The organism is Micromonospora sp. NBC_00362 (genome assembly GCF_026342155.1).
Taxonomy (GTDB): domain Bacteria; phylum Actinomycetota; class Actinomycetes; order Mycobacteriales; family Micromonosporaceae; genus Micromonospora; species Micromonospora hortensis.
In genome coordinates, this window is the sequence record NZ_JAPENH010000002.1 from 67,492 (window position 1) to 86,337 (window position 18,846).

The 18,846-nt window shown below is 69.1% G+C and carries 18 protein-coding genes; 9 read left to right on the top strand and 9 right to left on the bottom strand.

Annotated features, from left to right (window positions below; genetic code table 11):
* Window positions 1–4 precede the first annotated feature (4 nt).
* The 3 genes from OG992_RS32355 to OG992_RS32365 form a co-directional block, all read right to left on the bottom strand.
* Window positions 5–1,969 (bottom strand): CRTAC1 family protein, encoded by a 1,965-nt coding sequence (locus OG992_RS32355; protein ID WP_238684254.1) that lies wholly within the window; start codon window positions 1,967–1,969, stop codon window positions 5–7.
* Between the two features lie 361 nt (window positions 1,970–2,330).
* Window positions 2,331–3,386, bottom strand: coding sequence for a carboxymuconolactone decarboxylase family protein (locus OG992_RS32360; RefSeq protein ID WP_238684255.1), 1,056 nt, complete (start codon window positions 3,384–3,386; stop codon window positions 2,331–2,333).
* A 46-nt stretch (window positions 3,387–3,432) separates the two neighbouring features.
* Window positions 3,433–4,479: a carboxymuconolactone decarboxylase family protein gene (locus OG992_RS32365; RefSeq protein ID WP_266305349.1), complete on the bottom strand. Its 1,047-nt coding sequence runs from the start codon at window positions 4,477–4,479 to the stop codon at window positions 3,433–3,435.
* 236 nt (window positions 4,480–4,715) lie between these two features.
* On the opposite strand from OG992_RS32365, the gene OG992_RS32370 reads away from it, so the two are divergent.
* Window positions 4,716–5,285 (top strand): hypothetical protein, encoded by a 570-nt coding sequence (locus OG992_RS32370; protein WP_238684257.1) that lies wholly within the window; start codon window positions 4,716–4,718, stop codon window positions 5,283–5,285.
* Window position 5,286: 1 nt separating this feature from the next.
* Window positions 5,287–5,844, top strand: coding sequence for a copper resistance protein CopC (locus tag OG992_RS32375; protein WP_238684258.1), 558 nt, complete (start codon window positions 5,287–5,289; stop codon window positions 5,842–5,844).
* A gap of 128 nt (window positions 5,845–5,972) precedes the next feature.
* Here the strand turns inward: OG992_RS32375 and OG992_RS32380 are convergent, their stop codons facing one another.
* On the bottom strand, window positions 5,973–6,935 hold the full coding sequence (locus tag OG992_RS32380; protein ID WP_266305350.1) for a DUF1702 family protein: 963 nt from the start codon (window positions 6,933–6,935) through the stop codon (window positions 5,973–5,975).
* On the bottom strand, window positions 6,932–7,930 hold the full coding sequence (locus OG992_RS32385; protein ID WP_266305351.1) for a DUF1702 family protein: 999 nt from the start codon (window positions 7,928–7,930) through the stop codon (window positions 6,932–6,934). The genes OG992_RS32380 and OG992_RS32385 overlap by 4 nt, the downstream gene beginning before the upstream one ends.
* Window positions 7,931–8,091: 161 nt before the next feature.
* Between OG992_RS32385 and OG992_RS32390 the strand changes: the two genes are divergently transcribed.
* From OG992_RS32390 to OG992_RS32410, 5 genes are all read left to right on the top strand, one after another.
* Window positions 8,092–8,643: a DUF5987 family protein gene (locus OG992_RS32390; RefSeq protein WP_238684261.1), complete on the top strand. Its 552-nt coding sequence runs from the start codon at window positions 8,092–8,094 to the stop codon at window positions 8,641–8,643.
* Complete coding sequence (locus tag OG992_RS32395) at window positions 8,640–10,274, top strand: GMC family oxidoreductase N-terminal domain-containing protein (protein WP_266305352.1); 1,635 nt, start codon at window positions 8,640–8,642, stop codon at window positions 10,272–10,274. The genes OG992_RS32390 and OG992_RS32395 overlap by 4 nt, the downstream gene beginning before the upstream one ends.
* 305 nt (window positions 10,275–10,579) lie before the next feature.
* Window positions 10,580–11,416: a helix-turn-helix domain-containing protein gene (locus OG992_RS32400; protein ID WP_238684263.1), complete on the top strand. Its 837-nt coding sequence runs from the start codon at window positions 10,580–10,582 to the stop codon at window positions 11,414–11,416.
* Between the two features lie 121 nt (window positions 11,417–11,537).
* On the top strand, window positions 11,538–12,191 hold the full coding sequence (locus OG992_RS32405) for a MerR family transcriptional regulator (RefSeq protein ID WP_238684264.1): 654 nt from the start codon (window positions 11,538–11,540) through the stop codon (window positions 12,189–12,191).
* 377 nt (window positions 12,192–12,568) lie between these two features.
* Window positions 12,569–13,003 carry an SgcJ/EcaC family oxidoreductase gene (locus tag OG992_RS32410; RefSeq protein ID WP_238684265.1) on the top strand — a complete coding sequence of 145 codons (435 nt, stop codon included), beginning with the start codon at window positions 12,569–12,571 and terminating at the stop codon, window positions 13,001–13,003.
* 70 nt (window positions 13,004–13,073) lie between these two features.
* On the opposite strand, the gene OG992_RS32415 is transcribed toward OG992_RS32410, so the two are convergent.
* On the bottom strand, window positions 13,074–13,511 hold the full coding sequence (locus tag OG992_RS32415) for an SCP2 sterol-binding domain-containing protein (RefSeq protein ID WP_210780586.1): 438 nt from the start codon (window positions 13,509–13,511) through the stop codon (window positions 13,074–13,076).
* Window positions 13,512–13,740: 229 nt separating this feature from the next.
* Between OG992_RS32415 and OG992_RS32420 the strand changes: the two genes are divergently transcribed.
* Window positions 13,741–14,544, top strand: a complete 804-nt coding sequence (locus OG992_RS32420) for a TIGR03084 family metal-binding protein (RefSeq protein WP_238684266.1) — start codon at window positions 13,741–13,743, stop codon at window positions 14,542–14,544.
* Between the two features lie 16 nt (window positions 14,545–14,560).
* The gene (aroH, locus tag OG992_RS32425) at window positions 14,561–14,989 is read left to right on the top strand and encodes a chorismate mutase (protein ID WP_238661001.1); all 429 of its coding nucleotides are present in this window, start codon (window positions 14,561–14,563) and stop codon (window positions 14,987–14,989) included.
* Here aroH and OG992_RS32430 read toward each other — a convergent pair.
* From OG992_RS32430 to cmdF, 3 genes are read right to left on the bottom strand one after another with little or no spacing between them, the layout of a single operon-like run.
* A complete protein-coding gene (locus OG992_RS32430; protein ID WP_238684395.1) occupies window positions 14,924–15,700 on the bottom strand; it encodes an SDR family oxidoreductase in 777 nt (258 codons plus the stop codon). The genes aroH and OG992_RS32430 overlap by 66 nt on opposite strands.
* Before the next feature lie 6 nt (window positions 15,701–15,706).
* Window positions 15,707–17,239: a 4-hydroxyphenylacetate 3-hydroxylase family protein gene (locus tag OG992_RS32435; protein WP_238684267.1), complete on the bottom strand. Its 1,533-nt coding sequence runs from the start codon at window positions 17,237–17,239 to the stop codon at window positions 15,707–15,709.
* Entirely contained in the window at window positions 17,236–18,840 is a 1,605-nt protein-coding gene (gene cmdF, locus OG992_RS32440) for a tyrosine 2,3-aminomutase (RefSeq protein WP_238684268.1), read from the bottom strand. Before cmdF ends, OG992_RS32435 begins: the two co-directional genes overlap by 4 nt.
* Window positions 18,841–18,846: the final 6 nt, after the last annotated feature.

Genomic DNA, 18,846 nt, shown 5'->3' on the forward strand with positions numbered 1-18,846 from the left:
TCGCTCACCTCTCCTGGGCCTGGGCGCCGAGCTCGAGCGAGTGCCAGCCCGGGGTCATCGAAAGCTCCTGTTGATGCGACTGGCCGGTGCGATCACGCCAGTTCAGCTCGACCCGCACCGGACCGGTCACGTCCTTGCCAAGTCCGATGTGGACTTCGCTGCTGCGCTTGCCGGAGTGGCCGCTGCCGCCGTCGACACGGCCGAGCAGCACCCGACCGTCCGCGGTCGTGACCTTGACCTGGGCGCCGACGACTGGCGAACCAGCGGTCCCGGTCGCGGCCGTCGCGCCGGCCGGGGCGGGATGGGTCAGGCGGAGGCCGAGGAAGGCACCGGGGTTCGGGCTCTGGTTGTGGTAGAAGACCGGCTCGTCCCACTGCCTGGCGACCGCGAAGTCGAGCCGTCCGTCGCCGTCGGCGTCGCCGGTCGCGATGCCGCGGGTCGGCACCGGCGCGTCGAGACCCAACCGCGGCGCGATGTCCACGTAACGGCCACTGTCGGACTTGACGAAGAAGTGCAACCGCTGGCTGCCGCCGATGTCGTCGCCGGGGCGCACGTGCGGCCACCAGGTCGTGTTGGTGAGCAGGTTGTCATTGGACATCGCGAGTTCCTGCAGCTGTGGCCACCTGTTGACCTCGCCCTTGACGAAGCCGGTCGTCTGCGCCACGACCAGGTCGCCGCTGTTGTTGAAGTCCGCCATCTTCACGTCCCAGCCCCACCCGGACCAGGCGAGCCCGAGCGGCGCGCTCTCGTCCTTGAACGGGGCGGTGCCGTCGTCGAGGTGGGTGCGAAGGTCCTTCTGGTCCTTTGCGGAATTGACGAAGGCGAAATGGCTCTCCTCCAGGCCGAAGGTGGTGGCGATGTTGCTGACGTACATGTCGTAGAGGCCGTCGCCGTCCAGGTCGCCGAAGTCGACGCCCATGCCCTTGAACGAGTCGGCGCCCACCCGCTTCGACTTGGGGACGAGCGGGTCACGGACGGCCTTGACCGGAGCGAAATCGATGTTGCCGGGGGTCGACCTGTTGTAGAGCATCCGGTCGGGGCCGAAGTCGTGGGCCACGTAGAGCTCCGGCCGAAGGTCCCCGTCGACGTCGTTGGCGGCCGCAGCGAGGGCCCAGCCCTTCGACGCGGCCCGCGGGAGAACGTCGCTGACCAGTTCGAAGGTCGCCGTCGGCTCGGCGCCGGCGGTGGCGCCGGTGCACCGGAAGAAGTAGTCCTCGCCGCCGTTGAACGCCTGCGACATCGAGTGGTTCATCGCGACACCGTCCTTCTTGGTGTCGTCGAGGACCGGGCCGTGCGGGAAGTAGTTGCCGACAAAGATGTCGACGTGGCCGTCGCCGTCGAAGTCGTCGACCGCGACGGTGTTGGTGTTCCACTGCGGGCCGTCGTAGCGGTCACCGGGCGACTGGGGCAACACCTCGACCGGTCGGAAGGTGTTCATCGTCAGGCCGACCGCGCCGGCCTTGGCGAGGTAGAGGATCGGCGTACGTCCCCAGAGGTAGACCAGCACGTCGGTGCGGCCGTCCTCGTTGAAGTCGCCGGGGACGCACCCCATCGGCGCCATCGTGTCGCTCATCGGCAGCGGTGCCGGATCGAGCGCGAACGGCGCGTAGCGGGGGGTGCCGGGGCGGGGCACGGGGGTGACCACCACCTGGTCGATGCGGGGATCGGTGATGCACAGGTCGTTGGGCAGCCCGTCCCCGTCGAGATCGTTCATCGCGACGCCCGAGCCGACCGACGAGATCCACGCATTGATGTCCTGGTACTTCTGGTTGACCTTGCGGACGGTCTGCTGCGGGTAGCCCCCCGGCATCGCGATCGAGGCCGGCTGGAACGCGAACCCGCTCGCGGTCCGCGCCAGCTCGGATGCCGAGGCGGAGGGCAACCGCCCCAGTTGGAAGAGCAGGGCGACCAGGGCCAGCGCCACGATTGCGGGTAGCCGCCGATGCAGCCATGAACCCTTCTGCGACATCTACTTGACCTCCGATTGTGACGGACGGGTGCGGGGCCGGGAATCCCATTACCATCGGTTTGGTAATGGCATTTCACCGATGCCTGGACGGCTCCACGGAACGGGCATCAGCACCGATAGCCGCGAGCGCGAGTTTCCAGTTCCGACCCCTCGAACAGGGAGTTTGGCGACGGCCTATCACCACACATCCCGACTCACCGATTTCGGTGAACGCGCTGGATAGAGCGTCGCAGGGGCCATTAACGATGTCTTCTTCGTCTGTGCTGGGCGCTTCTTCCTTCGTGCGGTGCGCCCAATACCCGGGCATACGCCAGTATTTCTTGGGCACCGGCCCGGGCGATAATTGTGATCTCTTGGCCGACTACCGAAGGTGTCGTCGGCCGACCGCCAGCGCGGTGGCGAAGCTGGCCCAGGCGACCGTCTCGACCAACACGGCGTCGCCCTCGTGCCAGGCCCGGAACTCCGCGATGGTCTCCTCGTCGACCTGGTACGACGCGAAGGCCGCCAGCAGGGCGAGCCGACCCGCGGACCGGTCGGGCTCCGGCAGGTCGACGATCGCCCGCTCGCACCACTCGCGACTCAGTCCGGTGTCGACGCCCTGCCAGGTGTCGAGGTGCGCGGCGACGAGCGCGCGCACCCGCGGCGGGACCGACCGCTCCCCGGCAGCGGTGAAGGCCGCGTTGGCGCGAGCTACCGCACCCGCCACCGCCTCGCTACCCACCGCCCAGCCCGCCTCCGGCGGCAGGTCGGCCGCGGGTAGCAGGGGCAGTGAGCGACCGGCCGGGTGCTCCTCGCGCAGAATGGGGTGCAGCAACCGGCTGACGCCGCGCTTCATCCTCCGTTTGGCCCGGGAGCCGAGCTGCGGCGGCAGCAGGAAACTCGACAGGAAGACGTTGACCATGCGGCCCAGGTAGTGGAACGCCACCACGACGCCCACCAACTCGGCGCGCTCCGCCGGAGTGAGCGTCAGGTCGAACGCCGGGAAAGCCGCCGGTTGGTGGGCGACCCGCGCCCAGCCGGCGAGCGTACGCACCCGCGGATCCACTATGTCCTCGACCCGGTCGGCGACGATCGCCTCGGCGTCGTGCTCGGTCGACAGGTCGTACATCCCGGTGCTGTGCATGTCGACGCAGTAGGGGCAGATGTTGGCCACCGACACCGCCGACGCCACCGCCTCCTTGGCCAGCCGGTCGACGGCCCCACCGGTCATCAACGGCTCGCGCATCAGCATCCAGTAGGCGGCGAGTGTCCGCGGGGCCGGCGAGTGCAGCAGCAGTGGCGGTACGACCAGGCGCATCTCGTCGGTGGCCTGCCGGTAGACCTCGGCCACCAGACCGTCGGCCGCGGTGGGTGCGACAGGCGTCACGTACTTGACCTGGCGCTGAACGACCGACGAGACGACGCGGGCGGCGACCATGGTTACCTCCGTTGAGGGTGTGGACGTCGCACTAGCATCACGCCGGTTACGCCGCCGGCCCCACTCCGAGCGTGCCGACCCGCAGCGCCGCCTTCATCGCCGCCCAGGAGGTGACCTCGATCAGCTCCCGGTCGCCAGCTCCCGTCGCCCGCAGCGCGTCGAAGTCGGCGTCGATCGACTGGTAGGAGCCGAACGCCGCCAGCAGGGCCAACCGGCCGGCGGCTTGGTCGGCCGGCGCGAGCGCAGAGATCCCCTCGCTCAACCAGCCACGGTTGGCCCCGGGAGGCCGCCCGTCCCACGCGTCCAGCCGATCGGTGACCAGCGACCGCACCGGGCCGGGCACCGAACGCAGGCCCGCGCGGTCGGCGGCGGCGCCGGCCCGCGCGAACGCGTCGCCGATGCTCGGGCTGCCGACGGCCCACTCCGGCACCGCTGTCGCCGGCGCGGCGGGTAGCAGCGCCAGCGCCGCCCCCGGCTCGGGCCCGCTGCCGCGCAGATCCATCAACCTCCCGAACACCTTCCGGACCGTCGTCCGTGCGGCGCCGGGCAGCCGCGGCGGGAACGGCGACTCGGGGAGGAACAGGTTGACCATGCGGTTGATGTAGTGGAACACCACCGCCACGCCCAGCACCTCGGGGACCGCCGGGGCCCGCACCGGGACCGCCGCGGCGACGTGCCCGCTGTCGCGTGCCCAGCCCGCGACCGCCCGCAGGCCCGGATCGACGAGTTGGTGCAGGTTGCCCGAGGCGATCTGCGCCGACTCCCGCCCGCGAGCCAGGCCGTGCATGGTCGAGCTGTGCACGTCGACGCAGTAGGGACAGGCGTTGCCGATGGACACGGCGGTCGCCACCGCTTCCTTCGTTCCTCGGTCGACGGCACCCCTCGCGACGAGCGTCTCCCGCAGGATCATCCAGCACGCGGCGAGTGGCTCGGGGGCCGGTGAGTGCAGGGCAACCGGCGGGGCGAGCATTCCGAAGTCGCGTTCGACCTGCTCGTACACAGTGGCCACCAGCCCTTTGGCCACGGCGATCGGCACCGGCGTGACGTGCCGTACCGTCCCCGCGGCCCGGCGGGTGCCTCGAATCATGATCATGCCCACGACGCTCTCCCTTCGACCGCAAGCCCAAGGATGTCGATGCCGACCGGCCGGGGCCGTCTCCGAACTTGCGGTATCGGGTGGATCCGCCCGCGCACCAGGTGGTGGCCGCAGAAAATCGGCCGGCTCGCCCTGGGCCGGGTCGCGGCACAAGAGCACGTCGAAAGAAATCCTTCCGTCACCCATTGACTACCGTAAGCGCCGGGCCACGCTCACCAACGAATGGAGTGTCCATGTCCGCTGTTGCGGCCCCACCGAGGTCGGGCTTCCTCGCGTCCCTCAACGGCCGGCACCACCGAGCCGCCCTGAACACCTTCATGGTGATCGTGATCGCGCACTGGGCCGAACACCTCGTGCAGGCGTACCAGATCTTCGTGCTCGACATGCCCCGACCCGCGTCGCGTGGCGTGCTCGGACAGTTCTGGCCGTGGCTGGTCACCTCGGAGTACCTGCACTACGGCTACGCCATCGTGATGCTCGTCGGCCTCTTCCTGCTCCGGCCGGGCTTCGTCGGTCGGGCTCGCACCTGGTGGACGATCGCTCTCGCCATCCAGTTCTGGCACCACATCGAGCACCTGCTGCTCCTCATCCAGGTGCAGGCCGGCTTCAACCTCTTCGGCGCCGCGGTGCCGACCAGCGTCCTGCAGCTCGTCATGCCCCGCGTCGAGTTGCACCTGTTCTACAACTCGGTCGTCTTCATCCCGATGCTGGTCGCGGTCTACTACCACCTGCGGCCGAGCCGGGTCGAAGTCGAGGCGATGCGGTGCAGCTGCGCGCCGCGTCCCGTAGCGTCGCTGGCCTGACGTGGTCCGCCGAGGTGGGGCGCTGCTGCTCATCGTCCTCCTGCTGTCGAGCGTCGCGTCGTCGGCCTCCGCCGACGGCGGTCTGATCACCAGCGACCCTGCCGCGGGTGCCGCCGTCTCGGCGGCGCCCGCGGCCGTCGCGCTCACGTTCTCCGACGCGCCGGACCTGACGCTCTCCCACGTCGCCGTGCTCGACGACGCGGGCAACCCGATCCAGTCGGGCGACGCGCGACAGGGCCCGGAGCGCACGGTGACCGTGCCGATCACCGTCGTTCGTCCCGGCAACCTGACGGTCGCCTTCCACATGGCACTCGCCAACGGGGGCGAGGCCACCGGAAGCCTGCGGTTCAGCGTGGGCACCGGGGTGGCACCTCCGGCGCCGTCCGAGGTCGTCCGGCAGGCCACCGCCGACGCGCTCGCCGCGCACCAACACTCGATCGACCCGATGAGCGCCTTCCTGCTCTTCGTCGACGGCCTGGCCGTGGTGGTCGTGCTGGCACTGCTGTACCTCCGCCGGCCGTACCAGGCCGCGTCCGACGCGCCCGACCCGCGTCCGTGATCCTTCCGGCGGCGCCGACGACCAGCCCACGAGGCCACCGGCTGATCGCCGCCCCGCGATGGGTGATCGGCGGCTGACATCACAAGCAACAAGGGGCCCCGCCGGACGGCGGGGCCCCTTGTTGCAGGTCAGCTGCCGAAGTTGGCAGCCATGGCCGCCGCGATGCGCTCGCGCCAGACCGCGAACGCCGGGGTCTCCCCGTCGGCGGGCAGGTCGACAAGCGCCTCGTCGGTGACCTTCGAGGCGCTGGCCGGCGACATGCCGCAGAGCAGCTCGGTCGCCAGCTCGGTGTGAGGCTGGACGAGGTCGGCCTTGACCCGGGACGCCGCCGCGAAGGCGACGCCCTGCATGAGCTGAGGGCGGTACGGGCCGGCCAGGTCCCGCAAACGGCGCAGTTCGGTGTCCGACGCGCCGCCCGCGTACCCCGCGGCGAGGCCGGTGCCCGCCCACAGGTCGGGTCGCCGCGCCACGGGGAAGCGGTTGAGCAGGCCGGCCACCGTCTCGGGGTCGGTGCCGCCGACGAACCACGACGCCCGGCCGATGCCCTGGTCGATGGCGTTGTTGGCGTACGCGTGGCCCGGCCACGGGAAGCGTTCGTCGCGGAACTGCTGGTGCACGTAGCGTTTGGTGACGAAGTAGGCCTGGTGGAATCCGTAGCCGTCGAGGACCAGCCAGCGCAGCAGCGGGTCCGGGGCGTACAGGGTGGACCAGCGGAAACGGGGAAGCCTGGCCATGGCCCAGCCCACCCCGACGTAGACCATGTAGACGTGGTGTCGGGCCCGCCCGTCGAGGAAGTCGGCAACGTGCCGGGTCCCTCCGCCGGGCAACCCGTCGCGCATCGCCAGGGCCATGGCGGCGCCCTCGTAGGCGAAGCCGCGATAGCCGGTCGGCACTTGTTCCAGCGACGGTTCGGCATCCGTGGGCCGCTTCGCCTCGGCCGCGGCCGCGTACCCGGCGAGGAATGTGCTGCCGACGGTCTCCAACCGCTCCCGCCCGGCGGCGGACTTCACGTGGAAGCCGCGGACGTCCATCCTGGTGGCCGCGACGTCGGGGGTCAGCACCCTGCGTCGCAGGCTGCGCCAAACGCTCATCGAACCCTCCTGTCCTCATCGTGAATGTTGGCGAGGCGGGCCCGGATCCGGTGGCGCCACACCTCGTAGTCGGGTTCCTCGGTGTCGGCGAAACCCACGGCCGCGACGTCGTCGGCCAGCGCCGCGGCCTTCTCGGCGGGCAGGCCGGCGAGGATGGTGACACCCGCCTCGCTGTGTTCGGGTAGGTAGCCGGCGAAGGTACGCGCCTTCGCGGCGAAGACCGAGCCCTGCCCGAGGTGGTCGCGGTGCGCACCGGCGGCGGTGCGGAGGTGCCGCAGCCCTTCGGGTGTGGTGCCGCCGGCGAACGTCGCGGCCAGACCGACCCCGCTCCACAGGTCGGCCTGCCGCTCCGGGGCGAACCGTTCGACGGCCGCCGTGACGTCGGCGGGTTCGCCGCCGTGGATGAACCACAGAGCACGACCGATTCCCTGGTCGACGGCGCGCGGGAAGTAGTCGGCGCGGCCGAGCCACGGGTACGGCGCCAGCCTGCGCTGCTGCCCCACCCACCGGTCGGTCTCGAAGTAGGCGCGGTCGAAGCCGTAGCCGTCGACAGCCAACCAGCTCATGGTCGGGTAGTAGGGGGTGCCGGTCAGGTCCGGTAGCACGTTTTTCCACAGTGGACGGGGCAGCCGGGCCATCGCGAAGCCGATCCCGATGTAGGTCAGGAAGGTGTGCGGCAGGCCGGGGCCGCTCAGCAGGTCCCGGGCCTGGTGGCGGCGCCCGCCCGGCATGGCGTCGCGGACCGTCAGTGCCATGGTGGCGCCCTCGTAGGCGAAGCCGCGCTGCTCCTGGTCGACCAGTTCCAGGCGTCGTTCCAGTTCCCACTGGTCACGCGCCTCGATACCCCACTCGAAGCCACAGATCACCGCCTGTGGGATCGCTTCCAGACGCTCGGTTGTCGGGCTCGGCCTGACCGGGAAGCCCCGGCCTTCGAACGTGACGTCGGTCAGCGACGGTGTCAGCGCCATCCGGCGGATCGCACCCAGCATCGGCATGTCGCTCGTACCTCCCAAGTTTTGTTCCATCGTGCGCGCGGGTGCCCCGGCGGTTCGTCTTCAGGCGTGCGCGGTCGACCGACGGCACGACGGAAGAACGGCACGGATCGCGACGGGAACACAATGTCCGCAGCGATGAATCTGCGGCCTGGAGGCATTTCGTGGAAGTTCCAGACAAGACCATCACGATCGAGGCTTTTGCCGACACGATCATTCCAGGAGAGAAACGCTGGCCGGACGATCGCGCGATCGCGGGCGCCGCAACCGGCGCCGGCGCGGTCGCGGCCGGCGCGCTCGCACTACTGGAGCTGCCCGCCGGAGGTCTGGCCGAAGCGCTCGATTCCCTCGCGGTGACCCTGAACGAGCACGCCGACGATTACGCGCACGAAACCGGGCTCAGCCTCGATGCGTCGGTGCCGTCGTTCGTGGCGCTGCCCTTCGACCACCGCACCGCTCTGGTGCGCATCCTTACCGACCCCGGCCATCCCGAGAAGCAGATGTGGGTGAGCCTTGCCCTCTTCTGCAACATGGCCTTTGACAGCGCGGCCCACATGAGCACGCCGACGGCCTTCGCGAGCGGCCATCCGGGGCTTCTCACCATCGGCTATTCCCAACCGAACGCCGACGGGGTCTACCGGTTTCCAGAGTTCAGCTACGGACGGCAGCTCGCCGACCACCATCCACAAACGACTGCGACGGGGAGCCCCGCATGACCGCTACGGAATCGACCGACATCCTCGTCATCGGCAGCGGGTTCGGCGGCGCGATCGCCGCCTATCACCTCGCCGCCGGTGGCGCCCGGGTGGTGGTGTTGGAGCGCGGGCCCTGGCTGCGCGCGGACGAGTTCGACCACGACTTCGAACTCGGTAAGTCGTACACCCGGATCTTCGACTTCGTCGTGGGCGACGGGATGAGCATCCTGGGCGGCAACTGCGTGGGTGGCGGCAGTGTCGTCTACTTCGCGACGATGCCACGCGCGCCTCGGTTCGTCTTCGACCGGCAGGGCAGCATCGGCCGCCGGATGTGGCCGGTGGCGATCAACCGCGACACGCTCGACCCGTGGTACGACCGGGTGGCGGAGGCGTTGCCGATCACCCAGCAGACCTGGGACCGCATCCCCTATGCCGGCGGGCTCTGGGGGGCGGCGTGCCGGCACGCCGGACGGACCGCCAACCCGGCGCCGGCGGCGATCGACGTGGACCTCTGCACGAACTGCAACTGGATGATGGCCGGCTGCCGGTTCGACGCCAAACGCTCACTGTTGCTCAATTACTTGCCGGCGGCTCTCGACCACGGTGCCGAAATCCGCCCGCTGCACGAGGTGCAGCATCTGTCCCGGAATTCCGACGGCGGCTACCGCGTGCATTACCGGATTGTTGACGGAGAGGACTACAGGATTCTCCACGAATCCGGCGAGATCGACGCGAAGATTGTCGTCGTCGCCGCCGGATCCGGCGCCACTCCAGTGATTCTTCAACGTTCGGAGCCACACCTCGGGAAAATGCCACACGCAGTCGGTCGGTATTTCTCGGGTAACGGCGAAAGGCTGAATACCGCAATTTTCGACGAAGAAAAGGTACGCGACGTGCTCGGCCTGAGCCGATCCGACGGACGCGCGTACTCCGCTTATCAGATCGGACGCGGCCCCACTGTCGCTTCCTGGGACAAGCTCGACGGCTCACTACCCGAATACGAACGTTTCTCCCTGGAGCAGCTCTACTTCCCGCCCGGGCTCGGCACGATTCTGGCGCAGGTTCCGGGCGCGACCGGGCCGAGCTGGTTCGGCCTGGAGAAGAAGGAGATGCTGCGCCAGTGGCAGTCGTGGTTGACGATCTTCACGATGTCGGAGGACGACAACGAGGGGGTCTTCGGGCCGCCGCCGGAGACCGGCAACGCGCATCGGCTGTCGCAGCAGATGCTCGGGGTGGGCTCGCTGCGCTACGAGCCGACGAAGAACACGTGGCGCGGATGGTCGCTGTCCGACGCCGAGGTAAAGGACATTCTCGAGCGGGACGGGCTGGCCCGGGTCGCTCCCTGGACCAACGACCTGGTCGGCGCGTACACCGTGCATCCGCTCGCCTCCTGCCGAATCGGCGACGACCCTGCGACCTCGGCCCTCGACGACCGACACGAATTGCGTGACCACCCGGGCATCTTCGTCACCGACGGCTCGGCGGTGCCCGGCGCCCTCACCGTCAACCCGGCCCTGACGATCGCGGCGCTGGCCGAGCGGGCGATGCCGGGAATCGTCGCCGCGGCTCGGGCGCGAGGGGTTCCGGTCAGCTACAACGGCACGTTGCCCGCCCCAGCCACGGCGCCCGCCGTCGCCGCTCCCGCGGGTTGATGCTCAGGGCGAACATTGACAATGCGGAAGATTGAACTTTACGCACCCTTTGAGCTGTCTCGACTCCTGGGCGTGTATTGGAGACTATCACTATCTACCACGGAGCCGCCCCTACTCCACGATTGCGCTCCGTATCCAAGCAAATCTGCAGTGTTGCGGCCGAGGGCGGGATCGACTAACGTCGACATGGATCTCGGTGGATCACCAACCGGACACCGGCGGTGACCGAGAGGCGTATCTCAGAAATTGATTTACGCCTTTGGTGAGACCGGCAAGCTGTTCTCACGAATTGCTGGGGAGGAATCGTGGGGGACGCGGTTGAGGAAGCAGCGAAGCGCGCAATTGAGACAATGCGCGAGAACCTCAGCGAGCAAATCACCGTAAGCGACATGGCCCGAGCGGCGATGTTCAGCAAATTCCACTTCACCAGGATATTCCAACGCGCAACCGGAGTGTCGCCAGGCCGTTTCCTGTCGGCACTCCGGTTGCAACGCGCGAAGGATCTACTGGTCTCGACGTCGCTCAACGTCGCGCACATCAGTGTGCGAGTCGGCTACAACAGTGTCGGAACGTTCAGCTCGCGTTTCAGCAAGAGCGTTGGAATGTCACCGACGGCGTACCGCAAGCTGGCCGGATACGCCCCGCACATTCCGGTGGCGCCCACGCCGGCCGCGGGCACACCATCGACAGCCAGCATCCACGGTCAGGTCCACGCGTCCAGCCAGGCCAGCCCGGGTCTCGTGTTCGTCGGTCTCTTCCCGGACCGCATACCCGAGGGCCGGCCGATCCGATGCACCATCCTGTCCGGTCCCGGGTTGTTCCACTTCACCGGCGTGCCGCCGGGCACCTGGTACCTCCTGTCCCAGTCGGTCACCGGCGATCCCACGGAGATCGCCACCGACCCGCACAGCCGTCCCATCTTCGTCGCCACCCACGGGCCACTTGCCATCGCCCACGACACCGTGCTCACGGTGGATGTCAACCTTCAGCCCGTGACGGCCCTGGACCCTCCGGTCCTGCTCGCTCTCCTCGACGCCCGCAAGGTGGCGCTCAGCGTCGTAGCCGCCCAGGAGAAGGCTCGGGCCGCCACCGTCCTCTCCGCACGCTTTCCGGCCCGGTCGGTCGACCGTCCGGCCGCCTGACCGGAATCACCCACCCGTGCCCGTGCCCCCCGCTTCCGGTGTGCACGGGCACGCGGTCGTGATTCAACGACACCGGCTCATCGAAGAGTGGTCGACATGACGGGTCTACCTGGGGGAACCGATGCGCATTTCCTATCTGAGCAAAGAGACGGGCCTACCCGTCGCCACAATCAAGTACTACCTCCGGGAACGGCTCCTTCCCCCTGGTAGACCCACCGGTCGCAACCAGGCCGACTACGACGACCGTCACCTGCGCCGCCTGCAACTCATCCGTGCGCTCACCCACGTCGGGAAGCTCGACCTGTCGACCGTCCGGCAACTACTCGCGAGCATCGAGGACCGCCAGCTTCCCCTGGCCGGGCTCTACGAGGTGACGCACTCACTCAGCGGCGGAGCCGCCAATCTGTCCGACGCCACCGCCGACGTCGACCAGTTCATCGACGAGCTGGGCTGGGCGGTGCACCCCGACGCGGCCGGCCGCGCCCAGCTCGCGCAGGTCGTCGCCGCCCTGCGCCGGCTCGGCTGCGACTGCAGCATCCAGTTCTTCGCGCCGTACGCGGCGATGACCGAGCAGCTCGTGGCACAGGAGATGGCCCTGCTGCCCGCCGACCACGCCGACGTCGATCGGGCGGCAGCGGTGGTTCGAGCGGTGCTGCTGGAGGTCGCCCTGACCGCTGTGCACCGGATGGCGCGCGAGCACTACGTCCACCAGTGGCTCGGCAAGGGCTCATCCGAGCACCCCGCTCGCGCGGAGGCCGCCGCGGACCGGGCGTGAGCCGCCGCGATCAGGGCGTGGGCCACCGCAGACCGGGCGTGAGCGGCTGCGGCGTGCGGTGAGCAGCCCGGGCAAGGGCTGACCGGGTGGAGCGGTGTGGTTGTCGTCGCCCACGACAAGGCCAGAGATCACGCGACGGTGCCCGGACACGGGCTGTCCTCCTGTCGAAGTCCCCGATCGGAATCAACTGTGGTTGTCGTGGCCATCCGAGCATGCCGCTAACAGCGGTGCGCAGTCTTCTTTGAGAATGCCGAGTTGGACGCGACCAACGCGCACTCCAGGAGAACGGAACGGCCTCTGCCAGCACTAGCCTCGGCAACGTCGGGATGCAACACCGACCGACCTCCTCGCCACCATCCAAGAATCGAGGACCAGCGATGACCACCAGTTCCTCCGCACCGTTGGTGACTGGCATCTCCGGCGCCGACCAAGTGGCCATAGCGGCGGTACCCGGCCGCCTGGTCAAAGCGTGGGCGGCTCAGGACGCGCAGGCGTTCGCGGACATCTTCGTCGACGACGGGTCGATGTTGCTACCGGGTGTCTACCGCCAGGGCAAGGACAACATTCGCGATTTCATGTCGACCGCGTTCGGTGGCCCGTTCAAGGGCACCCGGGTCACCGGCACGCCGGTGGAGATCAAGGCGCTGGCCCCGGGTGCGGTCGCGCTGATCACGGAGGGTGGTGTCATCCCGGCCGGCGAGACGACGCTGCCCGACCGGGCGGCCATCCGCGCGTCCTGGATTCTCGTCAACCACGACGGTGAGTGGCTGCTCGCCGTCTACCAGAACTGCCCCCGCGACCGCGTCGCCTGACCCGACCGGCACCCCGAACCGAACGACGCCGATGACTGCCAAGAGTCATCGGCGTCGTTCTCGGCCCCGGTCAGCCTCTGGGCGGATCGAACAGGGTGGGGAACTTCGCGGTCAGGGCCAGGTCGCCCTTGGTCTTGAGGCGACCGCGCATCACCAGCGCCACCGCGTGCGCGTTGCCCGTGACGAGGTTGAGGAAGTCGACCCCACCCAGCGAGAGCGTGAGATCGGGGTGTCGACCGTTGCCCGGTGTGCTGACGCAGGCACCGTCGGCGATGACCATCTCGTAGACGTCGACGCCGCCGTCGGGCCGGTCGCCGATCCGCCAGTGGATCACAGCGGTGAGCGCGCCGGCACGATCGGCGCGGAACACCTGGGGCATGTTGGTGAAGATCTCGTCGATGACGTCCGTCCGCCGCGGGCCGTGCATCAGCCGGCGCAGCTCGCCGTTGGGGGTCTGCTTGACGAACACCGCGAGCTCGCGCGGGCTCATCGTGGTGGGGTCGCTCATAGGGATTAGGTTGGCCGATCAGCCACCTGACGGACATCTCCGAGAGTGCGTTCAGTGGCGGATCCGCGCAGGTCGCGCACGTAGCGAGACGACGGCGCGGGGGTGACCGTCCAATGATTGATCCGACCTGCTCCACAGGCGCGCACCGCGCACCAACCGTCCGGCCGCGGGAACACCGGTGTCCCCTTGCGCGGCACGACATGAGCCCTGTAGCGGAAGGAAGAACCACATGACAGCACAGCCCGATGTGTTCGCCGATCTGGTCAGCGAGGGCGACGCGTTCGACACGCTGATCGCCGACCTGGACGACGCCGGTTGGCGCGCCGAGACGCCCGCCGTCGGCTGGACGGTGGCCCACCAGGTGGCCCACCTCTGTGCGGTGTTTCGCCTGGCGGGGCTCTCGGCGTCCGACCCGGACACGTTCAGCCGGTTCCTCTCCTCCATGAGCGGCAGCTTCGAGTCCAACGTCGCCGCCGCGATGGCCCCGTACCTCGCCGCCCCACCGCCGGCGCTGTTCGCCAAGTGGCAGGAGGAGCGGTCGGCCGCGGAGAAGGCGTTGGCGGCGCACGCGCCGACCGACATCGTGCCGTGGCTGGTCCGTCCGATGCCGGCCGCCATCCTGGCGGGCGCCGGCATGATGGAGTTGTTCGGCCACGGGCAGGACGTCGCCGACGCGCTCGGCGTCGAGCGCCGCCACACCGACCGGATCCGGCACCTGTGCGGGTTCGCCGCACGCACCTGGGACTTCGGTTACCTGGCCCGTGAGGAGGACGTTCCGGATGTGGAGTTCGGCTACACTCTCACCGCCCCGTCCGGCGCCACGTGGACGTTCGGCCCGCCGGACGCGGACCAGCGGATCAGCGGCCCAGCTGTCGACTTCTGTCTGCTGGTGACCCGCCGACGGCACCGCGACGACCTGCGCCTGAGCGCGGTCGGCCCGGACGCCGAGCACTGGCTGGACATCGCGCAGGCGTACCGGGGTCCGGCAGGATCGGGCCGCCAGCCCGGCCAGTTCGCCGCCGCGACGCGCTGACGACTGGGGGACGACGATGACGGCACCGACCCTGCGGGCGATCCGGGGCGCGATCCAGGTCGACCGGGACAGTCCGGACGTGGTCGGGGCCGGTACGCGGCTCCTGCTCGACGAGGTCGTCCGGCGCAACGAACTGGCGCCGGACGACCTCGTCAGCATCCTGTTCACCGCCACACCCGACCTGGTGAGCTGTTTCCCGGCGGTCGCCGCACGCCAGCTCGGTCTGCACGACGTACCCCTGTTGTGCGCCGCCGAGATCGACGTGCCCGGCGCGCTGCCCCGGGTCGTGCGGATGCTGGCCCACGTGCTGACCGCACGGCCGCGAGCGGCCGTGCGGCACGTCTATCTCGGAGGCGCCGAGGTGCTGCGCCCCGATCTGTCAGCGATGCAGCTCGCCGGCGTTCACGTCGAGACACTGCCCGGTGATGGCGCTGGCCAGGTCTGACGCGAGGAAGACGACGGCGTTTGCCACCTCGTCCGCCTCGGGCAGGCGACGCAGGTCGAGGCTCGCCGCCGTCTCGTCGTAGACCTGCTTCTCGGTGATGCCGCGCTCCTGGGCCAGGTAGGCGAAGTAGCCGCGGAGCCCGTCGGACCAGACGTAGTTGGGCATCACGGTGTTCACCCGTACGCCTGATGGGCCCAGCTCGGTCGAGAGGCTCTGCGCCAACGCGAGCAGACCGGCCTTCGACATCCGGTACGCGCCGAACGACGGCTTCGACTGCCGTACCACCATCGCGTTGATCATGACGATGGCGCCGTTGTGTTCGGTCAGCGTCGGGGCCAGCCGTTGGGTGACCCGCAGCGCCCCGAACACGTCGGTCTCCAGGCTCGCCCGCACGGCGTCGACGTCGATCGCTGTGAGGTCGGTGAAGGTCGGCACCGCGAACGCGTTGTACACCAACACGTCCACCCGCCCGAACGCCCGCAGCGCCGAGTCGGCCAGGGCGGCGACCGCGGCGTCGTCGGTCAGGTCGGTCGGCGCCGCGAGCGCCCGCCGGCCGAGCTGTTCGACCTCCTTGGCCACCTCGGCGAGGACCGACTCGTTACGTGCGGCCAGTACGACGTCGGCGCCGGCCCGGGCACAGGCGAGCGCGATCGCCCGCCCGAGCCCCGGCCCCACACCGGCGACCACTGCGACTTTGTCCTGCAACATCAGCGCTCCTCACGTCGAGAGATCGTTGCGCGCCCACCGCAGGTGATCGAAGGACGCGAGGTCCGGCACTGTCCAGCCGTCGATGTCGTACTCGCTCATGCACTCGTCGACGAACCGCTTGTAGCCGTCTATCTGCCCCGAGGCGAGTTGCGCGAAGTACATCTCGACCCGGGTGTTCTCGTGGTTGCCGGAGTAGTTGCGCTCGTAGAGCTCGTGCCGGCCGCCGAACTCGGTGCCGACCGCGTCCCACAGCAGCTTCATCAGCTTCACCCGCTCCATCGCGGTGCTGCCGTCGGAGCCCCGCATGTACTGGTCCAGGTATCCGCGGATCGCCGGGTTCTTGAAGTCGTCGGCGCTGGAGTTGAGGTAGATGAGCCCGCTGGCCACGTCCTGCATGATGATCTCGCGGACCCGGGGATAACCCACCTGCATGAACCACCGGTACGCCTGCCCGTACTCCGGGTTCGGCAGCACCGCCCCGTTCTTCCACGGCACGGGGTTACGCGCGGCGGCGTCGGACAGCGCCCAGAAGAGATTGCGCCAGGCCAGCACCTCACCCAGGCGGCTCTGCACCCCCCGGAAGTCCTTCGTGCCGGTCAGGTCCAGCGCCTTGGCCAGCAGGCCGGCGATGAATTCGAGTTTCACCGCCAGCCGGGTCATGCCGTGGAACGTGAACCGCTCGGTGAACCCCGAGCGCCCGCCGAACATCTGCACCTTGCCAAGGTCGCCGTAGACGAACACGTTCTCCCACGGGATCTCGACCTTGTCCAGGATGAGCACCGTGTCGTTCTCGTCCAGCCGTGACGACAGTGGGTAGTCGAACGGGCTGCCCATCACCGCTGCCGTCGCGGCGTATGACGGCCGGCAGATCAGCTTCATCCCGCGGGCGCCCATCGGCACGGTGGCGATCAGCGCGAACTCCCGTCGTTTGACAGGCATCCCGTGGTGCGAGATGAAGTTGAAGTGGGTCAGGGCGGACCCGGTCGCGACGACCTTCGCGCCGCTGACGATCAGGCCGGAGTCGGTTTCCCGCTCGACGTGGACGAACACGTCGCGTACCTCGTCGGGCGGCCGGTTGCGGTCTACCGGGGGGTGCACGACCGCGTGGTTCCAGAACTGCACCTGCTCCTGGGAGCGGCGGTACCAGGCCCGAGCGTTGTCCGCGTACTCGCCGTAGAAGTCGGCGTTCGCGCCGAGGGTGCCGAGGAAGGAGGCCTTGTAGTCCGGGCTGCGCCCCATCCAGCCGTAGCTCATCCGGGCCCACGCCGCGATGGCCTTCTGGTCGGCGACCAGGTCCTCGGCGCTGTGCGGCGTGGTGAAGAACCGGTGGGTGAAGCCCGTGCCGCCGCTGTCCACCGGTGCGGTGAGCACCGGTGCGGTGGCCGGGTCGTGGAGCGAGTCGTAGAGCCGCGCGGTCATGCGTACCGCGTTGGCGAACGCCGGGTGCGTCGTGACGTCCTTGACCCGGTCGCCGTAGAGGTAGATCTCGCGATCGTCACGCAGGCTCTCGATGTACTCGGCGCCGGTGTAGGGCCTGGTCACCGTAGTTCGCTCTGCTGAGCGCTCGCGGCAGCGGCGGCGAACTCGCCGCGGGACAGGGCGGCGGTGACGGTTTCCAGGTCGTCGGCCATGTAGCGGTCGCGGTCCAGGGTCGGCACCATCGAGCGGACGTGGTCGTAGGTGGCCTTGGCGACCGGGCTCAGGTCGCCGTACCGCTTGGAGATGTCGACGGCCTGCGCCGCGGCCAGGTACTCCAGGGCCAGGATGGTGTCGTTGTTGCGCAGCACCCGGCGGGCGTTGCGGGTGGAGATCAGCCCCATGCTGACCACGTCCTGGTTGTCGCCGTTGGACGGGACGCTCTGCGTGCTCGCCGGCCCGATGGTGCGGTTCTCCGCGATCAGGGCGGTCGCCGGGTACTGGGCGCCGGCGAAACCGCTGTTCAGGCCCGGATCACCGGTGACCAGGAACTCCGGCAGACCGTAGCTCAGGTGCCGGTTGAGCAGGCGGTTGGACTGCCGCTCGGAGAGCACGCCGAGCTGGGTCAGCGCGATCGTGAGGAAGTCCATGACGAACGCGACCGGCTGTCCGTGGAAGTTGGCGCCGTGGAAGATCTCCTCGCCCTCGAAGAAGAGCGGGTTGTCGTTCGCCGAGTTCAACTCGATGCCGATCTTGTTGATCGCGTGGTAGAGCGTGTCCCGCACGGAGCCCAGGATCTGCGGGATGGCCCGCAGTGAGTACGCCTTCTGCAGGTAGACCTTCGTCCGCGTGACGTCCTTGCCGGACTCCTTGCCGGCGGCCACCTCCTTGCGCAGCTGGCTGTGCTCCACAGTGGACAAACTGCCACGCATCAGCGTCCGCAGGTTGGCCGCCGTGTCGATCTGCCCCTGATGCGGTCGCGCGATGTCGTGCCCCTCGGGCTGGAACGGGCTCATCGAGCCCCGCAGCGCCTCGATCACCAGGGCGGTGACGATCTCCGCCTGGCGTACCTGCGTCATGGCCCGGTCAGCCACGAGCGCGCCGACACCGGTCATCGCCGACGTGCCGTTGATCAGCGCGAGCCCCTCCTTGAAACGCAGTTCCAACGGCTCGATGCCGTGCTTGCGCAACACCTGACCGGTGGGCACCTTGCCGGTGCCGTCGAGCACGTAGCCCTCGCCGATCACCGTGGACGCGATGTGCGACAGCGGCGCGAGGTCGCCGCTCGCGCCGAGCGAACCGATCTCCGGAATGGCCGGAGTGATGCCCAGGTTGAGGTAGAGCGCGAGCCGCTCCAGCAACTCGGGGCGTACCGCGGAGTGGCCCTTGGCCAGCGCGTTCAGCCGAGCGGTCACGATCGCCCGCGACTCGTCGCGGGCGAACAGCGGGCCGACGCCGGCGCTGTGGCTCCGCACCAGGTTGGTCTGGAGTTCGACCTCCTTGGAGGGGTCGACCAGCATGTAGATCATCTCGCCGTATCCGGTGGTCACCCCGTACACCGGGATGTCCTGACGCACGATGTCCTCGAACATCGCGCGGCTCTTGCCCGCTCGAGCGAGCGCCGACGGCGACACCTCGCAGGTGGTGTCGTCCTCGGCGATCCGCCGAATGCCCGGAATGTCGAGAGTGTCGCCGTCCAGCACGACAATGTTCTCGTTCGTTGTCACTGTCCT

Coding starts and splice junctions, on each gene's coding strand:
- OG992_RS32355 (WP_238684254.1), bottom strand. CDS start 1,969: ATGTCGCAGAAGGGTTCATGGCTGCATCGGCGGCTACCCGCAATCGTG.
- OG992_RS32360 (WP_238684255.1), bottom strand. CDS start 3,386: ATGGTCGCCGCCCGCGTCGTCTCGTCGGTCGTTCAGCGCCAGGTCAAG.
- OG992_RS32365 (WP_266305349.1), bottom strand. CDS start 4,479: ATGATCATGATTCGAGGCACCCGCCGGGCCGCGGGGACGGTACGGCAC.
- OG992_RS32370 (WP_238684257.1), top strand. CDS start 4,716: ATGTCCGCTGTTGCGGCCCCACCGAGGTCGGGCTTCCTCGCGTCCCTC.
- OG992_RS32380 (WP_266305350.1), bottom strand. CDS start 6,935: ATGAGCGTTTGGCGCAGCCTGCGACGCAGGGTGCTGACCCCCGACGTC.
- OG992_RS32385 (WP_266305351.1), bottom strand. CDS start 7,930: ATGCCGATGCTGGGTGCGATCCGCCGGATGGCGCTGACACCGTCGCTG.
- OG992_RS32395 (WP_266305352.1), top strand. CDS start 8,640: ATGACCGCTACGGAATCGACCGACATCCTCGTCATCGGCAGCGGGTTC.
- OG992_RS32405 (WP_238684264.1), top strand. CDS start 11,538: ATGCGCATTTCCTATCTGAGCAAAGAGACGGGCCTACCCGTCGCCACA.
- OG992_RS32410 (WP_238684265.1), top strand. CDS start 12,569: ATGACCACCAGTTCCTCCGCACCGTTGGTGACTGGCATCTCCGGCGCC.
- OG992_RS32415 (WP_210780586.1), bottom strand. CDS start 13,511: ATGAGCGACCCCACCACGATGAGCCCGCGCGAGCTCGCGGTGTTCGTC.
- OG992_RS32420 (WP_238684266.1), top strand. CDS start 13,741: ATGACAGCACAGCCCGATGTGTTCGCCGATCTGGTCAGCGAGGGCGAC.
- aroH (WP_238661001.1), top strand. CDS start 14,561: ATGACGGCACCGACCCTGCGGGCGATCCGGGGCGCGATCCAGGTCGAC.